Origin of the sequence: Rathayibacter sp. AY1D5 (assembly GCF_002932515.1) — a bacterium.
Taxonomy (GTDB): Bacteria; Actinomycetota; Actinomycetes; order Actinomycetales; family Microbacteriaceae; genus Rathayibacter.
This window is the reverse complement of the sequence record NZ_PSVU01000002.1, coordinates 91,005-107,489: the sequence shown is the minus strand read 5'-3', so window position 1 is coordinate 107,489 and position 16,485 is coordinate 91,005. Positions and strand designations below refer to the sequence as shown.

The window sequence follows — 16,485 nt, the reverse complement described above, 5'->3', positions numbered from 1 at the left end:
GCTCGCTGAGGGCGCTCTCGTCCTCGACGAGCAGGATGCTGGTCACGCGTGTTCTCCTATCGGGGCGGTCGCCGCGAAGGGCGTCCGGGCGGGGTCGGCTTCGGGGAGCCGGATGGTGAAGGTGGAGCCGCGGCCGGGCTTGGACCAGACGCGGACGTCGCCGCCGTGGTTCTGCACGGCGTGCTTGACGATGCTGAGGCCGAGGCCGGTGCCGCCGGTGTGGCGGGAGCGGGCCTGGTCGACGCGGTAGAAGCGCTCGAACACCCGGTCGAGGTCCTCCTCCGGGATGCCGATGCCCTGGTCGGTGACGGCGATCTCGACGACGCCGCCGGTGGAGCGGACGCCGATGCCCACGCGGGAGCCGGCGGGCGAGTACTGGATGGCGTTGGCGAGGAGGTTGTGCAGCGCCGAGACGAGCATCTTCTCCTGCCCCACGACGTAGGCCTTCTTCATCCCGCCCTTGACCAGGGTGACGTCGTGCGACTCCGCCATGACGTGGGTGGTCTCGAGCGCCGCCGTGACGACGTCGTCGACGCGGATGATCTCGGCGGAGCCGGCGACGTCGGCGGCCTGGAGTCGGGAGAGCTCGATGATCTCGCGGGTGATCTTCGCGAGGCGGTGCGACTCCTGGGTCAGCCGGTGCGCGAAGCGGCGCACCTGCTGGGGGTCGTCGGCGGCGGAGTCGAGGGCCTCGGCGAGCAGGCCGACTGCGCCGATCGGGGTCTTCAGCTCGTGGGAGATGTTGGCGACGAAGTCCCGGCGGACGGCCTCGAGCCGGCGCGCCTCGGTGTGGTCCTCGGCGATGACGAGGACGTAGCGGGAGCCGAGGCGGGTCGCGTGGACGACGAGCGTCACGGCGGCGTCGGAGAGCGGGCTGGTCGCGAGCTCGAGGTCCTGGACGATGTCGTCGCCGAAGCGGCGGACGCGGTCGACGATGGCGGCGAGGTCGGGGTGGAGCAGCGTGTCCTGCGAGACCAGGCCGAGCGCGACGGCGCGGGTGGACGCCTTCAGCACGTTGTGCGACGGGTCGGTCACGAAGGCGGGCGAGCCGACGGCGTCGATGATCGCCTCGATCCCCTCGGGGAGCCCGACCGAGATCACGTCCTGCGCGATGCGGCCCTGGCGGGCGGCGAGCGTGAGCACGGTCGTCAGAAGGATCCCGATCGCGACACCGAGAACGAGCGACAGAACCACGATCAAGCCCGAATCCACGGACCCAGGCTAACCATCCACCGGGCGTCCCCCTACCGGACGCCCGTCGATCCTCCGGGGGTCGAGTACTGTTCAAACGCCCGGCACCGTCCGTTAACCTGCCGTGGTCATCATGACTGCGCCTGCGCCCACGGAGTGCAGTCGCAGCGGCGTGCGAGGTGCTCGCCGCAGATCCGGCGCCGTCGTCCGCGCGCGCCGTAGAGAGGGTCGAACACAGATGCGCGAAGTTTTCCAGCAGGAGCTGGCCGAGGTCCAGGAACGACTCGTCGAGATCTCCGGACTCGTCGAGATCGCCATCGAGAAGGCGACCCAGGCGTTCAACCACTCCGACGTCACCCTCGCGGAGGAGGTCATCGCGAGCGACGCGCGCATCGACGAGCTGGCCATCAGCCTCGACGAGCTCGCGATCGACATCCTCGCCCGGCAGAACCCGGTCGCCCGCGACCTGCGGATCGTCGTCTCGGCGCTGCGCATCAGCGCGTCGCTCGAGCGGATGGGCGACATCGCCGAGCACATCGCCCAGCTCTCGCGCTACCGCTTCCCCGACAAGGTGGTCCCCAAGAGCCTGCGTCCGACGTTCGTCGAGATGGGCCGCCTCGACGTGGTCGTCGCGCACAAGCTGACCGACCTGCTCCGCTCGCAGGATCCGCGCATCGCCGAGGAGATCCGCGACGAGGACGACAAGATCGACGAGCTGCACGTCAGCGTCTTCGACAAGGTGCTCAGCGAGGCGTGGAAGGGCCAGGCAGCGGACACCGTCGACGCGACCCTCGCCAGCCGCTACCACGAGCGCTTCGCCGACCACGCCGTGTCGATCGCCAAGAAGGTCCAGTACCTGATCTCGGGCGACTACTCCTAGTCGACACCTCGGGCTCCGGCCCGTCTCACCGTCCGGCCCGCAGGAACGATCGTCTCCTGCGGGCCGGACGTGTCCGTGCCGTCCCCGTCGGAGCTGCGGACGGGAACGGCCCGCCGGAGTCGAGGACTCGGGCGGGCCGTTCGCGCGTGCGGGGCGGTGCTACTTCTTGGCGCCCTGGGCGGCGACGGCGGCGGCACCGGCGGCCGCGGCCTCGGGGTCGAGGTAGCGCGCCTCCCCGATGGGCTCGAAGTCCTCGTTCAGCTCGTAGACGAGCGGGATCCCGGTCGGGATGTTGAGCTCCGCGATGTCCGAGTCCGAGATGCCGTCGAGCGTCTTCACCAGCGCGCGGAGGGAGTTGCCGTGCGCGGTGATCATGACGGTCTTGCCCGAGGCGAGGTCCGGCTTGATGTCGGACTCCCAGTACGGAAGCATCCGCTCGATGACGAGCTTCAGCGACTCGGTGCGGGGCAGGGCGTCGCCGAGGTCGGCGTAGCGCTCGTCGTGCGCCTGCGAGTACTGGTCGTCGTCGTCGAGCGGGGGCGGCGGCACGTCGAAGGAGCGGCGCCAGGTCTGGAACTGCTCGGGGCCGTACTCGGCGAGGGTCTGCGCCTTGTCCTTGCCCTGCAGGGCGCCGTAGTGGCGCTCGTTGAGGCGCCAGGAGCGCTTGACGTCGATCCACAGGCGGTCGGCGACCTCGAGGGCGATGTTGGCGGTCTGGATCGCCCGGGTCTGGCGCGACGTGTAGACGATGTCGGGGTGCAGGCCCGCCTCGGTCAGCAGCTCGCCGGCGCGAGTGGCCTCCGCGACTCCCTGCTCGGTCAGGCGCACGTCGACCCAGCCGGTGAACAGGTTCTTCTGGTTCCACTCGCTGTTGCCGTGGCGCACGAGGATGAGGGTGTAGGTCTCGGACATGCGTCCAGCTTAGAGGCGGCCCCCTCGCCCGCGGATACGCTGGAGAGCATGCCCATCGGAGCCGTCACCCGCGGAACGACGGGCACGAACCGCCTCCGCCGGGTCGACCGCCGGCTCGCCGAGCTGCCCGTCCTGCGCAGCACCGACTCCCCGCTCGTCGTCGATCTCGGCTTCGGGGCGAGCGCGGTCACCACGCTCGAGCTGCACCGCCGGCTCGTCCGGGCCGCGCCCGACGTCGAGGTGCTCGGCCTCGAGATCGAGCCCGCACGGGTCGACACCGCTCGGCGCCAGCTCGCCCGGGTGAGGGAGGGCGGCACGCCGTTCCCCGCGGACGCGCGCGTGCGCTTCGAGCGCGGCGGCTTCGAGGTGCCCCTGCCCGCGGGGCGGCGGGCGGACGTCATCCGCGCCTTCAACGTGCTCCGCCAGTACGACGAGGAGGCGGTGCAGTCAGCCTGGGCGACGATGACGGACCGCCTGCAGCCCGACGGCGTCCTGGTCGAGGGCACCTGCGACGAGATCGGCCGCATCTGCACCTGGGTCGAGGTCGGCCGGGAGGGCCCGCGCTCGCTGACCCTCTCGCTCCGGCTCGCGGCGATCCCCTCGCCGATGACGGCGGCCGAGCGCCTGCCGAAGGCCCTCATCCACCGCAACGTGCCCGGCGAGGGCGTGCACGCCTTCCTCTCCGCCCTCGAGCGGGCGTGGACGCTGAACGCCCCTCTCGCCGTCTACGGTCCGGGTCAGCGCTGGATCGCGGCGATCCGGGACCTCCGGCCGGAGTGGCCGGTCCTCGGCGGGCCGCGGCGCTGGCGCCTGGGCGAGGTGACGGTCGCGTGGGAGGCGGTCGCCCCCTCCTGCTGAGCGCCGGACCTGAGCGCCGGGCCTGAGCACCGGACCTCCTGAGCCCTAGGCGAGCGGGGGCAGGGCGGCCCGAGCCTCGGCGGGAGCGGCGCCGGTCGCCGTGAGCAGGTCGACGACGAGCGGGCGGAGCAGGACGAGCACCGTCTTCTCGGCGAGGCGCGCCTCCGGGATCAGCCGCTGGGGGTCGAGCGTGGTCGCGAGCAGCACGAGGTCCTGACGCGCCAGGGCGAGCACCGACGGATCGGCGACCGCGCGGCCGAGCAGCGCGATGCCCGGGCCGAGGGCGGCGACCGCTCCGGCGAGCGCCGGCCGCGGGGCGCCGTCCCCGACGAGGAAGTCGGTGCGGCGCGCGACGATGCGCAGATTCCGGGTCGCGAGGTCCAGCGCGGACAGCATCACGGCCTGGCGGGAGAGCTCGCCGCGGTGCCGACGGACGAACGGCGAGATCCGGGCGACGCCGGTCGCGGAGTCGAGCGCCGCGGTCCAGCCGTCGATGACCGGCTGCGTCCCGCGGATCCGCTCGAGGGCTGCGGTGGACGCCGAGGAGTCGCCCCGGCGGAGCGCCTCGGCCAGCTCCTCCACGGTCCGGCTGAGCGCGGTGAGGAGCCGGTGCGCCTCGGCCCGCGCCGTGCGCAGCGGCGGGCGGGGCACGATCGCCGTGCAGAGCAGCGCCGCGAGCCCGCCGATCAGGCCGTCGACGCTCCGGGTGAAGACGCCTCCGTCCGGCGCAGGGAGGACCATCACCAGCATCGCCTGGGTCCCGGCGGCCACGGCGAACCCCGGCGAGGGCGAGAGGGCCCGGCCGAGCGTGAAGACGATCGCGAGGACGACGGCGAGCTGCCAGACGCCGCTCCCCCACAGCAGGAGCAGGACCTCGCTGGCCGTGATGCCGATGAGCATCCCCGTCGCTGTCTCGGCCACCTGCTTGGGGCGGGTGTCGCGCGCGATGCCGAGGCTCGAGATCGTGGCCGTCAGCGCCAGCACCGGCGCGGGGTGCCCGAGGACGAAGTGCGCGACGGAGTAGGCGAGGGTCGCCGCGAGCACGATCTGCAGCACTGCCGGGAGCGACGCCCCCGCGCGGGCGAGGGCGCGCGCGGGACTCAGCTCGGGGGTCCGGACGAGACCGCGCAGCCGCTCGGCCGCCCGGCCCCGCTCGGCGGGACGTGCGGCCACCACGGCGTGGCCTACCTGGTCGTCGCCCCGAGGCGGGGCAGGCGGGGCACTCCCGCCTCCGCTCCGGCTCCGGGCGGGACCACGACCTCCTGGGCCGCGGCCACGCGCGAGTCGCCGGCCAGCACGGTCAGCTCGAGGTCAACCGGGACGCTCCGCTTGACGACCGCGAGGGCGACCGGTCCGTCCTCGTAGTGCCAGGCGCTGGAGGTGACCGTGCCGACCTCGACCGGCTCGCCGCCCTTGAGCGCCGTGACGACGTCGCCGTGGGCGGGGAGGACCGAGTCGGAGCCGTCGAGCTGCAGCAGGACCAGGCGCCGCGGCGGGTGCCCGAGGTTGTGCACCTTCGCCACCGTCTCCTGGCCCCGGTAGCAGCCCTTGGCGAGATGCACGCTCGAGCGGAGCAGGTCGAGCTCGTGCGGGATGGACCGCTCGTCGACCTCGGTCGCGTGGCGCGGGCGCCAGGCGGCGATGCGCAGGGCCTCGAGTGCGTCGACCCCGGCGAGGGCCACTCCCCTCCCGACGGCCGTCTCCGCGAGGGCCTCGAGGGCCGCTCGCGGGACCAGGACCTCGCGGAGCTCCCAGGAGGCCCCGGGGTGCTCTGTGGTCAGCGCGTACTGCCAGCCGCCCGGCTGGACCTGCGACCACGGGTCGCTCCAGACGACGGGCTCCTCGGCCAGGGACAGAGCGAGCGTCAGGGCCGGCCCGTCGCCGAGGGCGGCGAGGGTCGCGAAGTCGTCGGTGCGGTCGACGACCTCGACGCGGAGCATGAAGCGCATCCGGTCGAGCCAGGCGGCCAGGCCGGCCGTCTCGTCGCGGTCGAGCAGGAGCCAGGCGGTCTCGCCGTCGTCGACGAGGCGGATGACGTGCTCGATCCGGCCGGTCGGGTCGAGCAGGAGCGTCTCGGCCGACGCGCCGGGAGCGAGGCGCGAGACGGCCTGGCTGGTGAGCGAGTCGATCCAGGTGAGACGGTCCGGCCCCGTGACGGTCACGACGCCGCGGCCGGAGAGGTCGACGAGCGCGGTGCCCGCGGCGAGAGCACGCTGCTCGCGGAAGGGCTCGCCATAGTGGGCGGCGACGCCGGGCTCGGCGGCGCTCGTCGTCGCGACCGCGCCCGGGGCGGCCAGGAGCGGGGAGAGCGCGTCAGTCGACACGGGCGAGCCGTCCGGAGGAGTGGGTCCGCAGGCCCTGGCCGAGCGCGGCGATGTCCCACGCCCAGAGCAGGTGGTCGTCGACCAGGCCGTAGAGGCGCGTGGCGGCGGCGTAGTCCTTCGCCGCGGCGGTGCGCATCACCGCGTCAGTCGCGAGGTCGATCCGCGGCCCCTTGACCTGGCCGAGGTAGAGCTCGCTGACCCCGTCCGGGTGCACGAGCGAGACCTCGATGTCGAACCCGCCGGCGGCGTTGCGCAGCGTCTCGACGGACTCCGCGTCGGGGAAGGCGGGTGCGCCGCGGCCGGGCAGCATTCCCGGGCCGGCGTCGGAGTCGGTCAGAGCGCGGCTGAGGCGCCAGTAGCCGGTCTCGGTGACCAGCGGCCGGGGCGCCTCCTCGGCGCCCTCCTCGATCAGCCACGTGTAGGAGTTGTAGTTGAGGTACGGGAGGCCGTCGTAGCTGAAGCTGATGCGATGGCCGAACTCGGCCTGGACGGAGTCGTCGCCGATCGTGTAGTCGATGACGCCCGAGCCCTCCCAGACGCCGAGCAGCCAGGACAGGGGGACGAGCTCGGGCGGCAGGCCCGACGGAAGCGAGATCACTCGGGCTCCGGCGGCGGCTAGCGCTGGCCGCGGTAGAGCTTGTAGACGACCACGCCGGAGACCCACGCGATGGCGAGGGAGGCGAGCCCGAGCAGACCGAGGTAGAAGAGTTCCAGGGCGAGAAGCATGCGCTCATCCTACCCGCCGCCTCCGACGCAGGGGCGGGGCGGACGCGACCGCTCAGGCGGTGCGGATCCGGGCGCTCGGGACGGGAGGGCGCGACCGCTCAGGCGGGGAGCAGGAGGGCGATCCCGCTCGCGACCGCGACCACGGCCATCGCTCCGACGATGCTCGTCATCGCGCGGAGGAGGTACCCCTCGGCGCGGGCCACGGCGAGCTGCACCGCGAAGGTCGCGAGCACGCAGCCGCCGAACGTCAGCGCGAGCCAGAGCTGCCGGGACTCCGGAGCGGCGATCGCCAGCGTCAGCACGGAGCCCGCGAGTGCGAGCGCCCAGACGACTCCGATGCCCACCCGATCCCTGCCCATCCGACAATTGTGCCCCAGGCGGACGCCCCTCCCGGCCCGCCGCTAGTATTGCGGGCAGACCAGTTCTGGAGGATCCGTGGCGCAGTTGTTGATACTGACCTCGGCGGGAGGCGCCGAGGTGCTCCCCGCACTGGGGCTCCTCAGCCACCGGACCCGGCAGATCCCCGCGGAGCCCGCCCAGCTCGTGAACGCCCCGAGCTGCGATCTGATCCTGGTCGATGCGCGGCAGGACCTCGCCAGCGCCAAGTCGCTCTGCAAGATCCTCACGACCACGGGCATCAACGTCCCCCTCATCCTGATCCTCACTGAGGGCGGGCTCACGGCCGTCTCGGCCGACTGGGGCGTCAACGACGTCATCCTCGACTCGGCCGGCCCCGCCGAGGTCGACGCCCGCATCCGCCTGGTGATCGGCCGGCTGGCGCAGGAGCAGTCGACCTCGCGCATCCAGGCCTCGGGCGTCGTGATCGACGAGGCCAGCTACTCCGCCAAGGTTCACGGGCGCCCGCTCGACCTCACCTTCAAGGAGTTCGAGCTCCTCCGCTTCTTCGCCACGCACCCCTCGCGCGTCTTCACCCGCGAGCAGCTGCTGAGCGAGGTGTGGGGCTACGACTACTTCGGCGGCACCCGCACGGTCGACGTGCACGTGCGGCGCCTCCGCGCGAAGCTCGGCGACCTGGAGTCGCTGATCGGCACGGTCCGCAACGTCGGATACCGCTTCAACGTGTACGAAGAGGACAATGAGCGAGTCGCTCAACCTGTCCGTTGAGGACCTGGCCGATCCCGCGGTGGCGGCCGGCCTCGAGCACCTGATCGGGCGCGCCGCCTGGTTCGACCACCAGCCCCCCTTCAGCGATCAGACTCTCGTCGACGCCCGGGCCGGCTCGCGCACCCTCCTCGTGGGGCTGCGCGCCGACGTGGTCGTGGCGGCGGCGATCCTCGGGCAGGGCGAGCTGGAGTTCGTCGTCGATCCGGAGTGGCGCGGGGTCGGCTTCGGCACTGCGACCCTGGAGCAGGTCCTCGCGAGCGGCCGGACGGGCCTGCTCGCCTGGGCGCACGGCGACCACCCCGCCGCCCGGGCCCTCGCGGCCTCCCACGGCTTCGCACCGGTTCGCACCCTCCTGCACCTCGAGCTCGAGCCGCTCGCCGCCCCCGGGGTCCGCGTCCCCGAGGGCGTCGTCCTCTCGGACGCCCGCGACCTCGCTCCGGCCGAGTGGATCGCCCTGAACGCGCGGATCTTCGCCGCGCACCCCGAGCAGGGGCGGATGACGGAGGAGGACCTGGCGGCCCGCCGCGCCGAGCCGTGGTTCGACGAGGGCGACTTCCTCCTGCTCCGCGACGCCGACGGCACGCTCCTCGGCTACGACTGGCTCAAGATCGAGCCCGGATCGACGACCGGCGAGATCTACGTCCTCGGGGTCGCCCCCGAGGCGGCCGGACGGGGACTCGGCCGCACCCTGCTGAACGCCGGGCTCGCGCGGATGCTCGAGCGCGGCTGCACCACGGCCGACCTCTACGTCGAGGCCGAGAACCGGTCGGCGGTGGCGCTCTACCGCTCGCTCGGGTTCACGGACGCCTCCGTCGACGTGCAGTACCTGCAGCGCGCCGCGCCGCTGCGCTGAGCCGGCACTCCTCCACAGGGACTCCCCCGGCCCCGTTCATCCGGCATTCACGAGCGGCGGCGCGGAGCGGACGGACGCGGTGCCAGGATGGTCGCATGGACGGCGACAACCTGCTTCTCGAAGACGGTCTCAGCGATGACCTCGACGACGACTTCGACGACGAGGAGGAGCACTCGGACCCGCTCCTCCCCGACAACCGCTACCTCGACCGGGAGCTGAGCTGGCTCGCGTTCAACCAGCGCGTGCTCGAGCTCGCGGAGGATCCGCTGGTTCCGGCGCTCGAGCGGGCGAACTTCCTCGCGATCTTCTCGTCCAACCTCGACGAGTTCTTCATGGTCCGGGTCGCCGGCCTCAAGCGCCGCATCCTCACGGGGCTCGCCCTGCCGACGAACATCGGCCGCGTGCCGGTCGACGTGCTGACCGACATCTCGGAGAAGGCGCACCTGCTGCAGCAGCGCCACTCCCGAGCGTTCAAGGAGCTCGTCGAGCCCGCCCTGCGCGACGGCGGCATCGACCTCGTCCGCTGGGACGAGCTGAGCGACGCCGAGCGCACCGTGCTGGACGACTACTTCTCGGCCCAGGTGTTCCCGGTGCTGATGCCGCTCGCGGTCGACCCGGCGCACCCGTTCCCCTACATCTCCGGCCTCTCGCTCAACCTCTCGGTGCGGGTGCGGAACCCGAAGACGCAGAAGGTCGAGTTCGCGCGCCTCAAGGTGCCGCAGATGCTCCCCCGCTTCGTGCGGATCGCCGGAGTCGCGGCGCCGGGCGAGCCGATGCGGTTCATCTCGCTCGAGGACCTGATCGCCAACCAGCTGGATGACCTGTTCCCCGGCATGGAGATCCTCGACCACCACGTGTTCCGGGTGACGCGCAACGAGGACGTCGAGGTCGACGAGGACGAGACCGAGAACCTGATCAAGGCCCTCGAGAAGGAGCTGCTGCGCCGCCGGTTCGGCCCGCCCATCCGCCTCGAGGTCACCGACGACATGGACGACGAGACGCTGGGCCTGCTGGTCCGCGAGCTCGACATCACGACGCAGGAGGTCTACAAGCTCCCGGCCCCGCTCGACCTCAGCGGGCTCTTCAGCCTGCAGAAGATCGACCGCCCGGACCTGAAGTACCCCAATCACGTCCCGACGACGGCGGTGCAGCTCTCGCCCAGCGAGCCCAACCAGCGGCAGGACGTCTTCAAGGCCGTCTCCCGCGGCGACGTGCTCCTTCACCACCCCTACGAGTCCTTCGCGACGAGCGTGCAGTCGTTCCTCGAGCAGGCGGCGGCCGATCCGGACGTGCTCGCGATCAAGCAGACGCTCTACCGCACCTCCGGCGACTCCCCCATCGTCGAGGCGCTCATCGACGCGGCCGAGTCGGGGAAGCAGGTGCTCGCCCTGGTCGAGATCAAGGCGCGCTTCGACGAGCAGGCGAACATCTCGTGGGCGCGCAAGCTCGAGAAGGCGGGCGTGCACGTGGTCTACGGGCTCGTCGGGCTGAAGACCCACTGCAAGCTCGCGCTCGTCATCCGCCAGGAGAAGGGCGGAGTGCTCCGCCACTACTCCCACATCGGCACCGGCAACTACAACCCGAAGACCTCGCGCATCTACGAGGACCTCGGACTCCTGACGGCCGACCCCGAGGTCGGCAAGGACCTCACGCGCCTGTTCAACGAGCTCTCGGGCTACGCGATCGAGAAGAAGTTCAAGCGCCTGCTCGTCGCACCGCGCCACCTCCGGAAGGGCCTGCTCAAGCGGATCGCCGCCGAGACCGAGAACGCCCGCGCGGGGCGGCCCTCGGGCATCCGGATCAAGGTCAACTCGATCGTCGACGAGTCCGTGATCGACGCGCTCTACCGCGCCAGCCAGGCCGGCGTGCCGGTCGACGTCTGGGTGCGCGGCATCTGCGGGCTGAAGCCCGGCCAGGAGGGGCTCTCCGAGACCATCCGCGTGCGCTCGATCCTCGGCCGCTACCTCGAGCACTCCCGCATCTTCAGCTTCGTCAACGGCGGCGAGCCAGACGTCTTCATCGGCAGCGCCGACATGATGCACCGCAACCTCGACCGCCGCGTCGAGGCACTGGTGCGGATCGTCGAGCCGGCGCACCTCAGCGAGATCGACGACATGTTCGAGCGGGCGATGGACGAGCGGACCGCCTCCTGGTGGCTCGGCCCGGACGGCGACTGGACGCGGCACCACCTCGATGAGGAGGGCGCTCCGCTCGCCGACCTGCAGAACCAGCTGATGCAGCACATCACCCATCGCAAGCGCGCGGCGACACGGTCCGCCAACCGGGCCTCCAGCCGCTGACGCCCGTGACGGGCACCGTCTACGCAGCAGGAGCGGTGTGCTGGCGGATCATCGAGGGCCGCCCGCACATCCTCGTGATCCACCGGCCGCACCGCCGGGACGTCAGCCTGCCCAAGGGCAAGGTCGACGCGGGCGAGTCCCTCCCGGAGACCGCGGTCCGCGAGATCCGCGAGGAGACCGGGCTCTCGGTGGCGCTCGGGGTGCCGCTGGGGTGCACCGAGTACACGCTGCCGAGCGGGCGCCCGAAGGCCGTCTACTACTGGGCGGCGCAGGTGACCGAGAAGGCCGTCCTGGCGTCCGACTTCCTCCCGAACGACGAGGTCGAGGCGCTCGAGTGGGTGACGCTCAAGCGGGCCCGGAGCTACCTGACCTATCCGCACGACGTGACGATCGTCGACGAGTTCGCCCGGATCGCCGCACGCGGTGCGCTCGAGACCTTCGCGATCGTGGTCCTGCGGCACGCGAAGGCGGTGCCCGCCTCCTCCTGGGACGGCCGCGACTCCACCCGCCGCCTCACCGGGCGCGGCCGGGTCGAGGCCGCTGCCGCCGCTCAGGCTGTGGCCGCCTGGCGCCCGCGCCGCCTCGTCTCGAGCACCGCCAAGCGCTGCCGGTCGACCATCGCCCCGCTGTCCGGTCTGGTCAGGAAGCCGGTCAAGCTGCGCGACGACCTCAGCCAGGAGGCGCACGAGCAGGGCACCGCCGACGTCCGCGCCCTCGTCGGCAAGCGGGTCCGCGCCCGCCGCACCGCCGTCCTCTGCAGTCACCGGCCGGTGATCCCCGAGATCCTGCGCGAGATCGCCCTCGCCACGGCGACTCCTCTCGGCGCCTACCTCGACGAGGCGGCAGCGCTCCCGACCGGGGGCTTCGCCGTGGTGCACCTCTCCACCGGCCACCCCGGCTCCGGCATCGTCGCGATCGAGACGCACACGCCGCTGGCCTGACCCGCCCGGGCCGCGCTGCGCGACCGGCTCGACGGGTCCGTCCGCACCGGGCCGGTCGCGCAGCCGGGACGCGCCCGACGCACCGCGCCTTCCCCGCCGCCCCGTCGCTCCGCAATCCCCGAGGCGGACCCGTTCACCGCGCGTTCACCGAGCGGTCGGTGCCAGGACACGACCCCTCCGTACTCTCGCTCGCGGGCTGCACCAGGCCCTGTTCTGTTTTCCACGCTTTCCTACCCGAAAGGGATACTTGTGAGATTCTCGCGTCTCGGCCAGGCGGCCGTCGTCGCCGCCGTCGCAGCGATCACGCTGACCTCCTGCGCTGCCAACGAGGCACCGGCCGCAGGCGGCAGCTCCGGCTCGGCCACCACCTCCACGCTCTCCGGCACCATCACCGGGATCGGCTCGTCCGCTCAGGGCACCGCGCAGACCACCTGGGCCGCCGCGTTCCAGACCGCGAACCCCGAGGTCACGGTCAACTACGACCCGCAGGGCTCCGGCGCCGGCCGCACCAACTTCATCGACGGCGCCGCCGACTACGCCGGCTCCGACTCCGCGCTCAAGGACGAGGAGCTCGCGGGCACCTTCGCCGCCTGCGCCCCCGACACCAAGGCGATCGACCTCCCGGTCTACATCTCGCCGATCGCGGTCATCTTCAACGTGGAGGGCGTCGACGAGCTCAAGCTCGACGCGGCCACCATCGCTGGCATCTTCAAGGGCACCATCACCTCCTGGGACGCCCCGGAGATCAAGGCCCTGAACCCCGACGCGACCCTCCCGTCGGCGAACATCACCTCCGTGCACCGCTCGGACGACTCGGGCACCACGCAGAACTTCACCGACTACCTCGCGGCCACCGCGAGCGACGTCTGGGACGCTCCTGCCGCGCAGACCTTCCCGTACCAGAGCGGTGACGGCGCCAAGGGCACCTCGGGTGTCGTCGACGCGGTCAAGAACGGCACCAACACGATCGGCTACGCCGACGAGTCCGGCGCCCAGGGCATGGACATGGCCCAGCTGAAGGTCGGCGACGCGTTCTCAACCATCTCGGCCGACGGAGCCGCGGCGGTCGTCGCCGCCTCGCCCATCGCCGAGGGCCGCGAGGACAACGACCTCGCGATCAAGATCGACCGCACCGGCACCGAGGCGGACGCCTGGCCGATGGTCCTGGTCAGCTACCTCATCGTGTGCCAGGAGTACGCGGACGCCGACAAGGGCGAGGTCGTCAAGTCCTTCGCCTCCTACGTCGCGAGCGAGGAGGGCCAGGAGGCCGCCGCCGCTCAGGCCGGCTCCGCTCCCCTGAGCTCCGAGCTCGCCTCGACCGTCGCCACCGCGATCGAGTCGATCAAGTAGTCCCACCGGCAGGGCCCGTCTCGCAGCACGATCCGCGGGACGGGCCCCGCCTGTGCCGGGCTCGACCCACCGGACGCCCCCTCCGAGCCCTAGCATCTCCCTGTGCGCCCCGCCGAACCCCTCGTCTGAAGAGAGTCCCCTGGAATGGCAACTGAGACCGTCGTCCGCCCGAAGGCGAAGGTGCGTGTCGGAGATCGGGTCTTCTCGATCTCGACCGTCGCCGCCGGCTCCCTCATCCTCCTCGTCCTCGCCGCCGTCGCGATCTTCCTGATCGCGCAGTCGATCCCCGCGTTCACCGCGCCGGCCGGCAGCCTCCCCGGCGACGCGACGAGCTTCTGGGCCTACGTCGGCCCCCTGGTGTTCGGCACGGTCTGGTCGGCGGTGATCGCCCTGGTGATCGCCCTGCCGCTCTCGATCGCGATCGCCCTCTTCATCTCGCACTACGCGCCGCGCCGCATCGCGATGGCCCTCGGCTACGTGGTCGACCTCCTCGCCGCCGTCCCCTCGGTGGTCTTCGGCCTCTGGGGCGCGACCGTGCTGGCGCCGATGGTGCAGCCCTTCTACCTCTTCCTCAACGTGAACATCGGCTGGTTCCCGCTCTTCGGCGGCCAGGCGTCGGGCACCGGCAAGACGATCCTCACCGCCTCGGTGGTGCTGGCCGTCATGGTCATCCCGATCATCACCGCGGTCTGCCGCGAGATCTTCCTCCAGGCCCCGCGCCTGCACGAGGAGGCGGCGCTCGCGCTCGGCGCGACCCGCTGGGAGATGATCCGCATGGCCGTCCTGCCCTTCGGCGCCCCGGGCATCGTCTCGGCCGCCATGCTCGGCCTCGGCCGGGCCCTCGGCGAGACGCTCGCCGTCGCGATGGTGCTCTCGCCCGCGACGGTCGTCTCCTTCCTCCTGCTCACCTCGCAGAACTCGAACACCATCGCCGCGAACATCGCGCTGCAGTTCCCGGAGGCGAGCGGAGTCGGCGTCAACGTCCTCGTCGCCTCGGGCCTCATCCTCTTCGTCATCACCCTCGTCGTGAACTCGGTCGCGCGGTTCATCGTCAACCGCCGCAAGGCCTTCTCGGGAGCCAACTGATGTCCGCCGCCACCTCGTCGATGCCCTTCTCGCTGCAGGCGGGCAAGCTGCCCAAGGGCACCCCCTGGATGCTGCTCGTCGGCAGCTGGGTCGTGTTCGCCGCCGTCTTCCTGATCCTCCAGGCGGCCGGCATGATGAACGACTTCAGCCTCGTCGGCGCGATCTTCTGGGGCACCGTCCTCTTCGACGTCGCCATCTACGTGGTCTCGCGCCTGGTCGAGGGCGGCCGCAAGGCTGTCGACCGCCTCGTGACCTCGCTGGTCGCGACCGCGTTCATCATCGCGCTGCTCCCGCTGATCTCCCTGCTCTACACGGTCGTCTCCAACGGAGTCGCGCGGTTCGATCCGCTCTTCTTCTCCTCGTCGATGCGCAACGTCATCGACGCGGGCGGCGGCGCCCTCCACGCGATCATCGGCACGCTCGAGATCACGGCCATGGCCGCGCTGATCTCGGTGCCGATCGGCCTGCTCACCTCGATCTACCTCGTCGAGTACGGCCGCGGCCACCTCGCCCGGGCGATCACCTTCTTCGTCGACGTGATGACGGGCATCCCCTCCATCGTTGCGGGCCTGTTCGCGTACGCGCTCTTCGCGCTGCTCCTCGGGCCCGGCGTCCGGATGGGCTTCGCCGGCTCGATCGCCCTCGCCGTGCTGATGATCCCCGTGGTCGTCCGCTCGTCGGAGGAGATGCTGAAGCTGGTCCCGAACGAGCTGCGCGAGGCGTCCTACGCCCTGGGCGTGCCGAAGTGGCTGACCATCGTCAAGATCGTGCTGCCGACCTCCATCGCCGGCATCACGACGGGCATCACCCTCGCGATCGCCCGCGTCATCGGCGAGACCGCCCCGCTGCTCATCGTCGCCGGCTTCACCGCGTCGATGAACTACGACCTCTTCAGCGAGCGGATGATGACCCTCCCGGTCTTCGTCTACACGCAGTACGCGAACCAGGGCCCCGACGCCGAGGCGTTCCTCAACCGGGCCTGGACCGGCGCGCTGGCCCTCATCCTGATCGTCATGGCGCTGAACCTGGTCGCCCGCCTGATCGCGAAGATCTTCGCCCCCAAGCTCGGCCGCTGACACCCACCACTCGGCTCCGGCCGGATTCCCCGAAGGAAGCAATGTCCAAGCGCATCGAGGTCAACGACCTCAACGTCTACTACAGCCAGTTCCTCGCGGTGGAGGGCGTCTCGCTCGCCATCGAGCCCCGCACGGTCACCGCCTTCATCGGCCCGTCCGGCTGCGGCAAGTCGACCTTCCTCCGCACGCTCAACCGCATGCACGAGGTCATCCCCGGCGCGCACGTCGAGGGCGAGGTCCTGATCGACGGCAACAACCTGTACGGCCCGGGCGTCGACCCGGTGCAGGTCCGCCGGCAGGTGGGCATGGTCTTCCAGCGCCCCAACCCGTTCCCGACGATGTCCATCCGGGACAACGTGCTGGCCGGTGTGAAGCTCAACAACCGCCGCATCTCGAAGTCGGACGCGGACGCGCTCGTCGAGCGCTCGCTCCAGGGCGCGAACCTCTGGAACGAGGTGAAGGACCGCCTCGACAAGCCGGGCTCCGGTCTCTCCGGCGGCCAGCAGCAGCGTCTGTGCATCGCCCGCGCGATCGCCGTCTCCCCCGACGTCCTCCTGATGGACGAGCCCTGCTCCGCCCTCGACCCGATCTCGACCCTCGCGATCGAGGACCTCATCGAGGAGCTCAAGAACGACTACACGATCGTCATCGTGACCCACAACATGCAGCAGGCCTCGCGCGTCTCGGACCGCACCGCGTTCTTCAACATCGCGGGCACCGGCAAGCCGGGCAAGCTCATCGAGTACGACGACACCGCGACGATGTTCTCGCGGCCGTCCGTCCAGGCGACCGAGGACTACGTCTCGGGCCGCTTCGGCTGATCCGCCGCAGACGAGAGCGAGCCGCGTCCCTCCGGGGTCGCG

General features: G+C 71.5%; 16 protein-coding genes. 10 read left to right on the top strand and 6 right to left on the bottom strand.

The genetic code is table 11. The features are described from left to right. Window positions 1–42: 42 nt before the first annotated feature. Window positions 43–1,212, bottom strand: coding sequence for a cell wall metabolism sensor histidine kinase WalK (locus C5C82_RS01425; protein ID WP_104224692.1), 1,170 nt, complete (start codon window positions 1,210–1,212; stop codon window positions 43–45). 217 nt (window positions 1,213–1,429) lie between these two features. Here C5C82_RS01425 and phoU point away from each other — a divergent pair, with 217 nt between their 5' ends. Beyond that, window positions 1,430–2,071 (top strand): phosphate signaling complex protein PhoU, encoded by a 642-nt coding sequence (phoU, locus tag C5C82_RS01420; protein WP_104224693.1) that lies wholly within the window; start codon window positions 1,430–1,432, stop codon window positions 2,069–2,071. A 159-nt stretch (window positions 2,072–2,230) separates the two neighbouring features. Here phoU and C5C82_RS01415 read toward each other — a convergent pair whose 3' ends face one another. Beyond that, window positions 2,231–2,983: a phosphoglyceromutase gene (locus tag C5C82_RS01415; RefSeq protein WP_104224694.1), complete on the bottom strand. Its 753-nt coding sequence runs from the start codon at window positions 2,981–2,983 to the stop codon at window positions 2,231–2,233. Window positions 2,984–3,031: 48 nt separating this feature from the next. Here C5C82_RS01415 and C5C82_RS01410 point away from each other — a divergent pair, with 48 nt between their 5' ends. Then, the gene (locus C5C82_RS01410; protein WP_104354503.1) at window positions 3,032–3,841 is read left to right on the top strand and encodes a class I SAM-dependent methyltransferase; all 810 of its coding nucleotides are present in this window, start codon (window positions 3,032–3,034) and stop codon (window positions 3,839–3,841) included. A gap of 45 nt (window positions 3,842–3,886) precedes the next feature. Here the strand turns inward: C5C82_RS01410 and C5C82_RS01405 are convergent, their stop codons facing one another. The 4 genes from C5C82_RS01405 to C5C82_RS01390 form a co-directional block, all read right to left on the bottom strand. After that, entirely contained in the window at window positions 3,887–5,014 is a 1,128-nt protein-coding gene (locus tag C5C82_RS01405) for an aromatic acid exporter family protein (RefSeq protein ID WP_146085940.1), read from the bottom strand. An 11-nt stretch (window positions 5,015–5,025) separates the two neighbouring features. Beyond that, window positions 5,026–6,165, bottom strand: a complete 1,140-nt coding sequence (locus C5C82_RS01400) for a folate-binding protein YgfZ (RefSeq protein WP_104354502.1) — start codon at window positions 6,163–6,165, stop codon at window positions 5,026–5,028. Beyond that, window positions 6,155–6,763, bottom strand: coding sequence for an FABP family protein (locus tag C5C82_RS01395; protein ID WP_104224698.1), 609 nt, complete (start codon window positions 6,761–6,763; stop codon window positions 6,155–6,157). Before C5C82_RS01395 ends, C5C82_RS01400 begins: the two co-directional genes overlap by 11 nt. 226 nt (window positions 6,764–6,989) lie before the next feature. Continuing rightward, a complete protein-coding gene (locus C5C82_RS01390) occupies window positions 6,990–7,250 on the bottom strand; it encodes a hypothetical protein (RefSeq protein ID WP_146076503.1) in 261 nt (86 codons plus the stop codon). Between the two features lie 76 nt (window positions 7,251–7,326). Between C5C82_RS01390 and C5C82_RS01385 the strand changes: the two genes are divergently transcribed. From C5C82_RS01385 to pstB, 8 genes are all read left to right on the top strand, one after another. Then, window positions 7,327–8,016 carry a winged helix-turn-helix domain-containing protein gene (locus C5C82_RS01385; protein WP_104224700.1) on the top strand — a complete coding sequence of 230 codons (690 nt, stop codon included), beginning with the start codon at window positions 7,327–7,329 and terminating at the stop codon, window positions 8,014–8,016. Next, window positions 7,988–8,869 carry a mycothiol synthase gene (gene mshD, locus C5C82_RS01380; protein ID WP_104354501.1) on the top strand — a complete coding sequence of 294 codons (882 nt, stop codon included), beginning with the start codon at window positions 7,988–7,990 and terminating at the stop codon, window positions 8,867–8,869. Before C5C82_RS01385 ends, mshD begins: the two co-directional genes overlap by 29 nt. 95 nt (window positions 8,870–8,964) lie before the next feature. Beyond that, entirely contained in the window at window positions 8,965–11,169 is a 2,205-nt protein-coding gene (locus tag C5C82_RS01375; protein ID WP_104224702.1) for an RNA degradosome polyphosphate kinase, read from the top strand. A gap of 5 nt (window positions 11,170–11,174) precedes the next feature. Next, window positions 11,175–12,110, top strand: a complete 936-nt coding sequence (locus C5C82_RS01370; protein WP_104224703.1) for an NUDIX domain-containing protein — start codon at window positions 11,175–11,177, stop codon at window positions 12,108–12,110. A 249-nt stretch (window positions 12,111–12,359) separates the two neighbouring features. Continuing rightward, on the top strand, window positions 12,360–13,460 hold the full coding sequence (gene pstS / locus C5C82_RS01365) for a phosphate ABC transporter substrate-binding protein PstS (RefSeq protein WP_104233897.1): 1,101 nt from the start codon (window positions 12,360–12,362) through the stop codon (window positions 13,458–13,460). Window positions 13,461–13,604: 144 nt separating this feature from the next. Beyond that, window positions 13,605–14,546, top strand: a complete 942-nt coding sequence (gene pstC / locus C5C82_RS01360; RefSeq protein WP_104227270.1) for a phosphate ABC transporter permease subunit PstC — start codon at window positions 13,605–13,607, stop codon at window positions 14,544–14,546. Continuing rightward, the gene (gene pstA / locus C5C82_RS01355; protein WP_104224706.1) at window positions 14,546–15,622 is read left to right on the top strand and encodes a phosphate ABC transporter permease PstA; all 1,077 of its coding nucleotides are present in this window, start codon (window positions 14,546–14,548) and stop codon (window positions 15,620–15,622) included. Before pstC ends, pstA begins: the two co-directional genes overlap by 1 nt. A 41-nt stretch (window positions 15,623–15,663) precedes the next feature. Then, the gene (gene pstB / locus C5C82_RS01350; protein ID WP_104224707.1) at window positions 15,664–16,443 is read left to right on the top strand and encodes a phosphate ABC transporter ATP-binding protein PstB; all 780 of its coding nucleotides are present in this window, start codon (window positions 15,664–15,666) and stop codon (window positions 16,441–16,443) included. Window positions 16,444–16,485 lie beyond the last annotated feature (42 nt).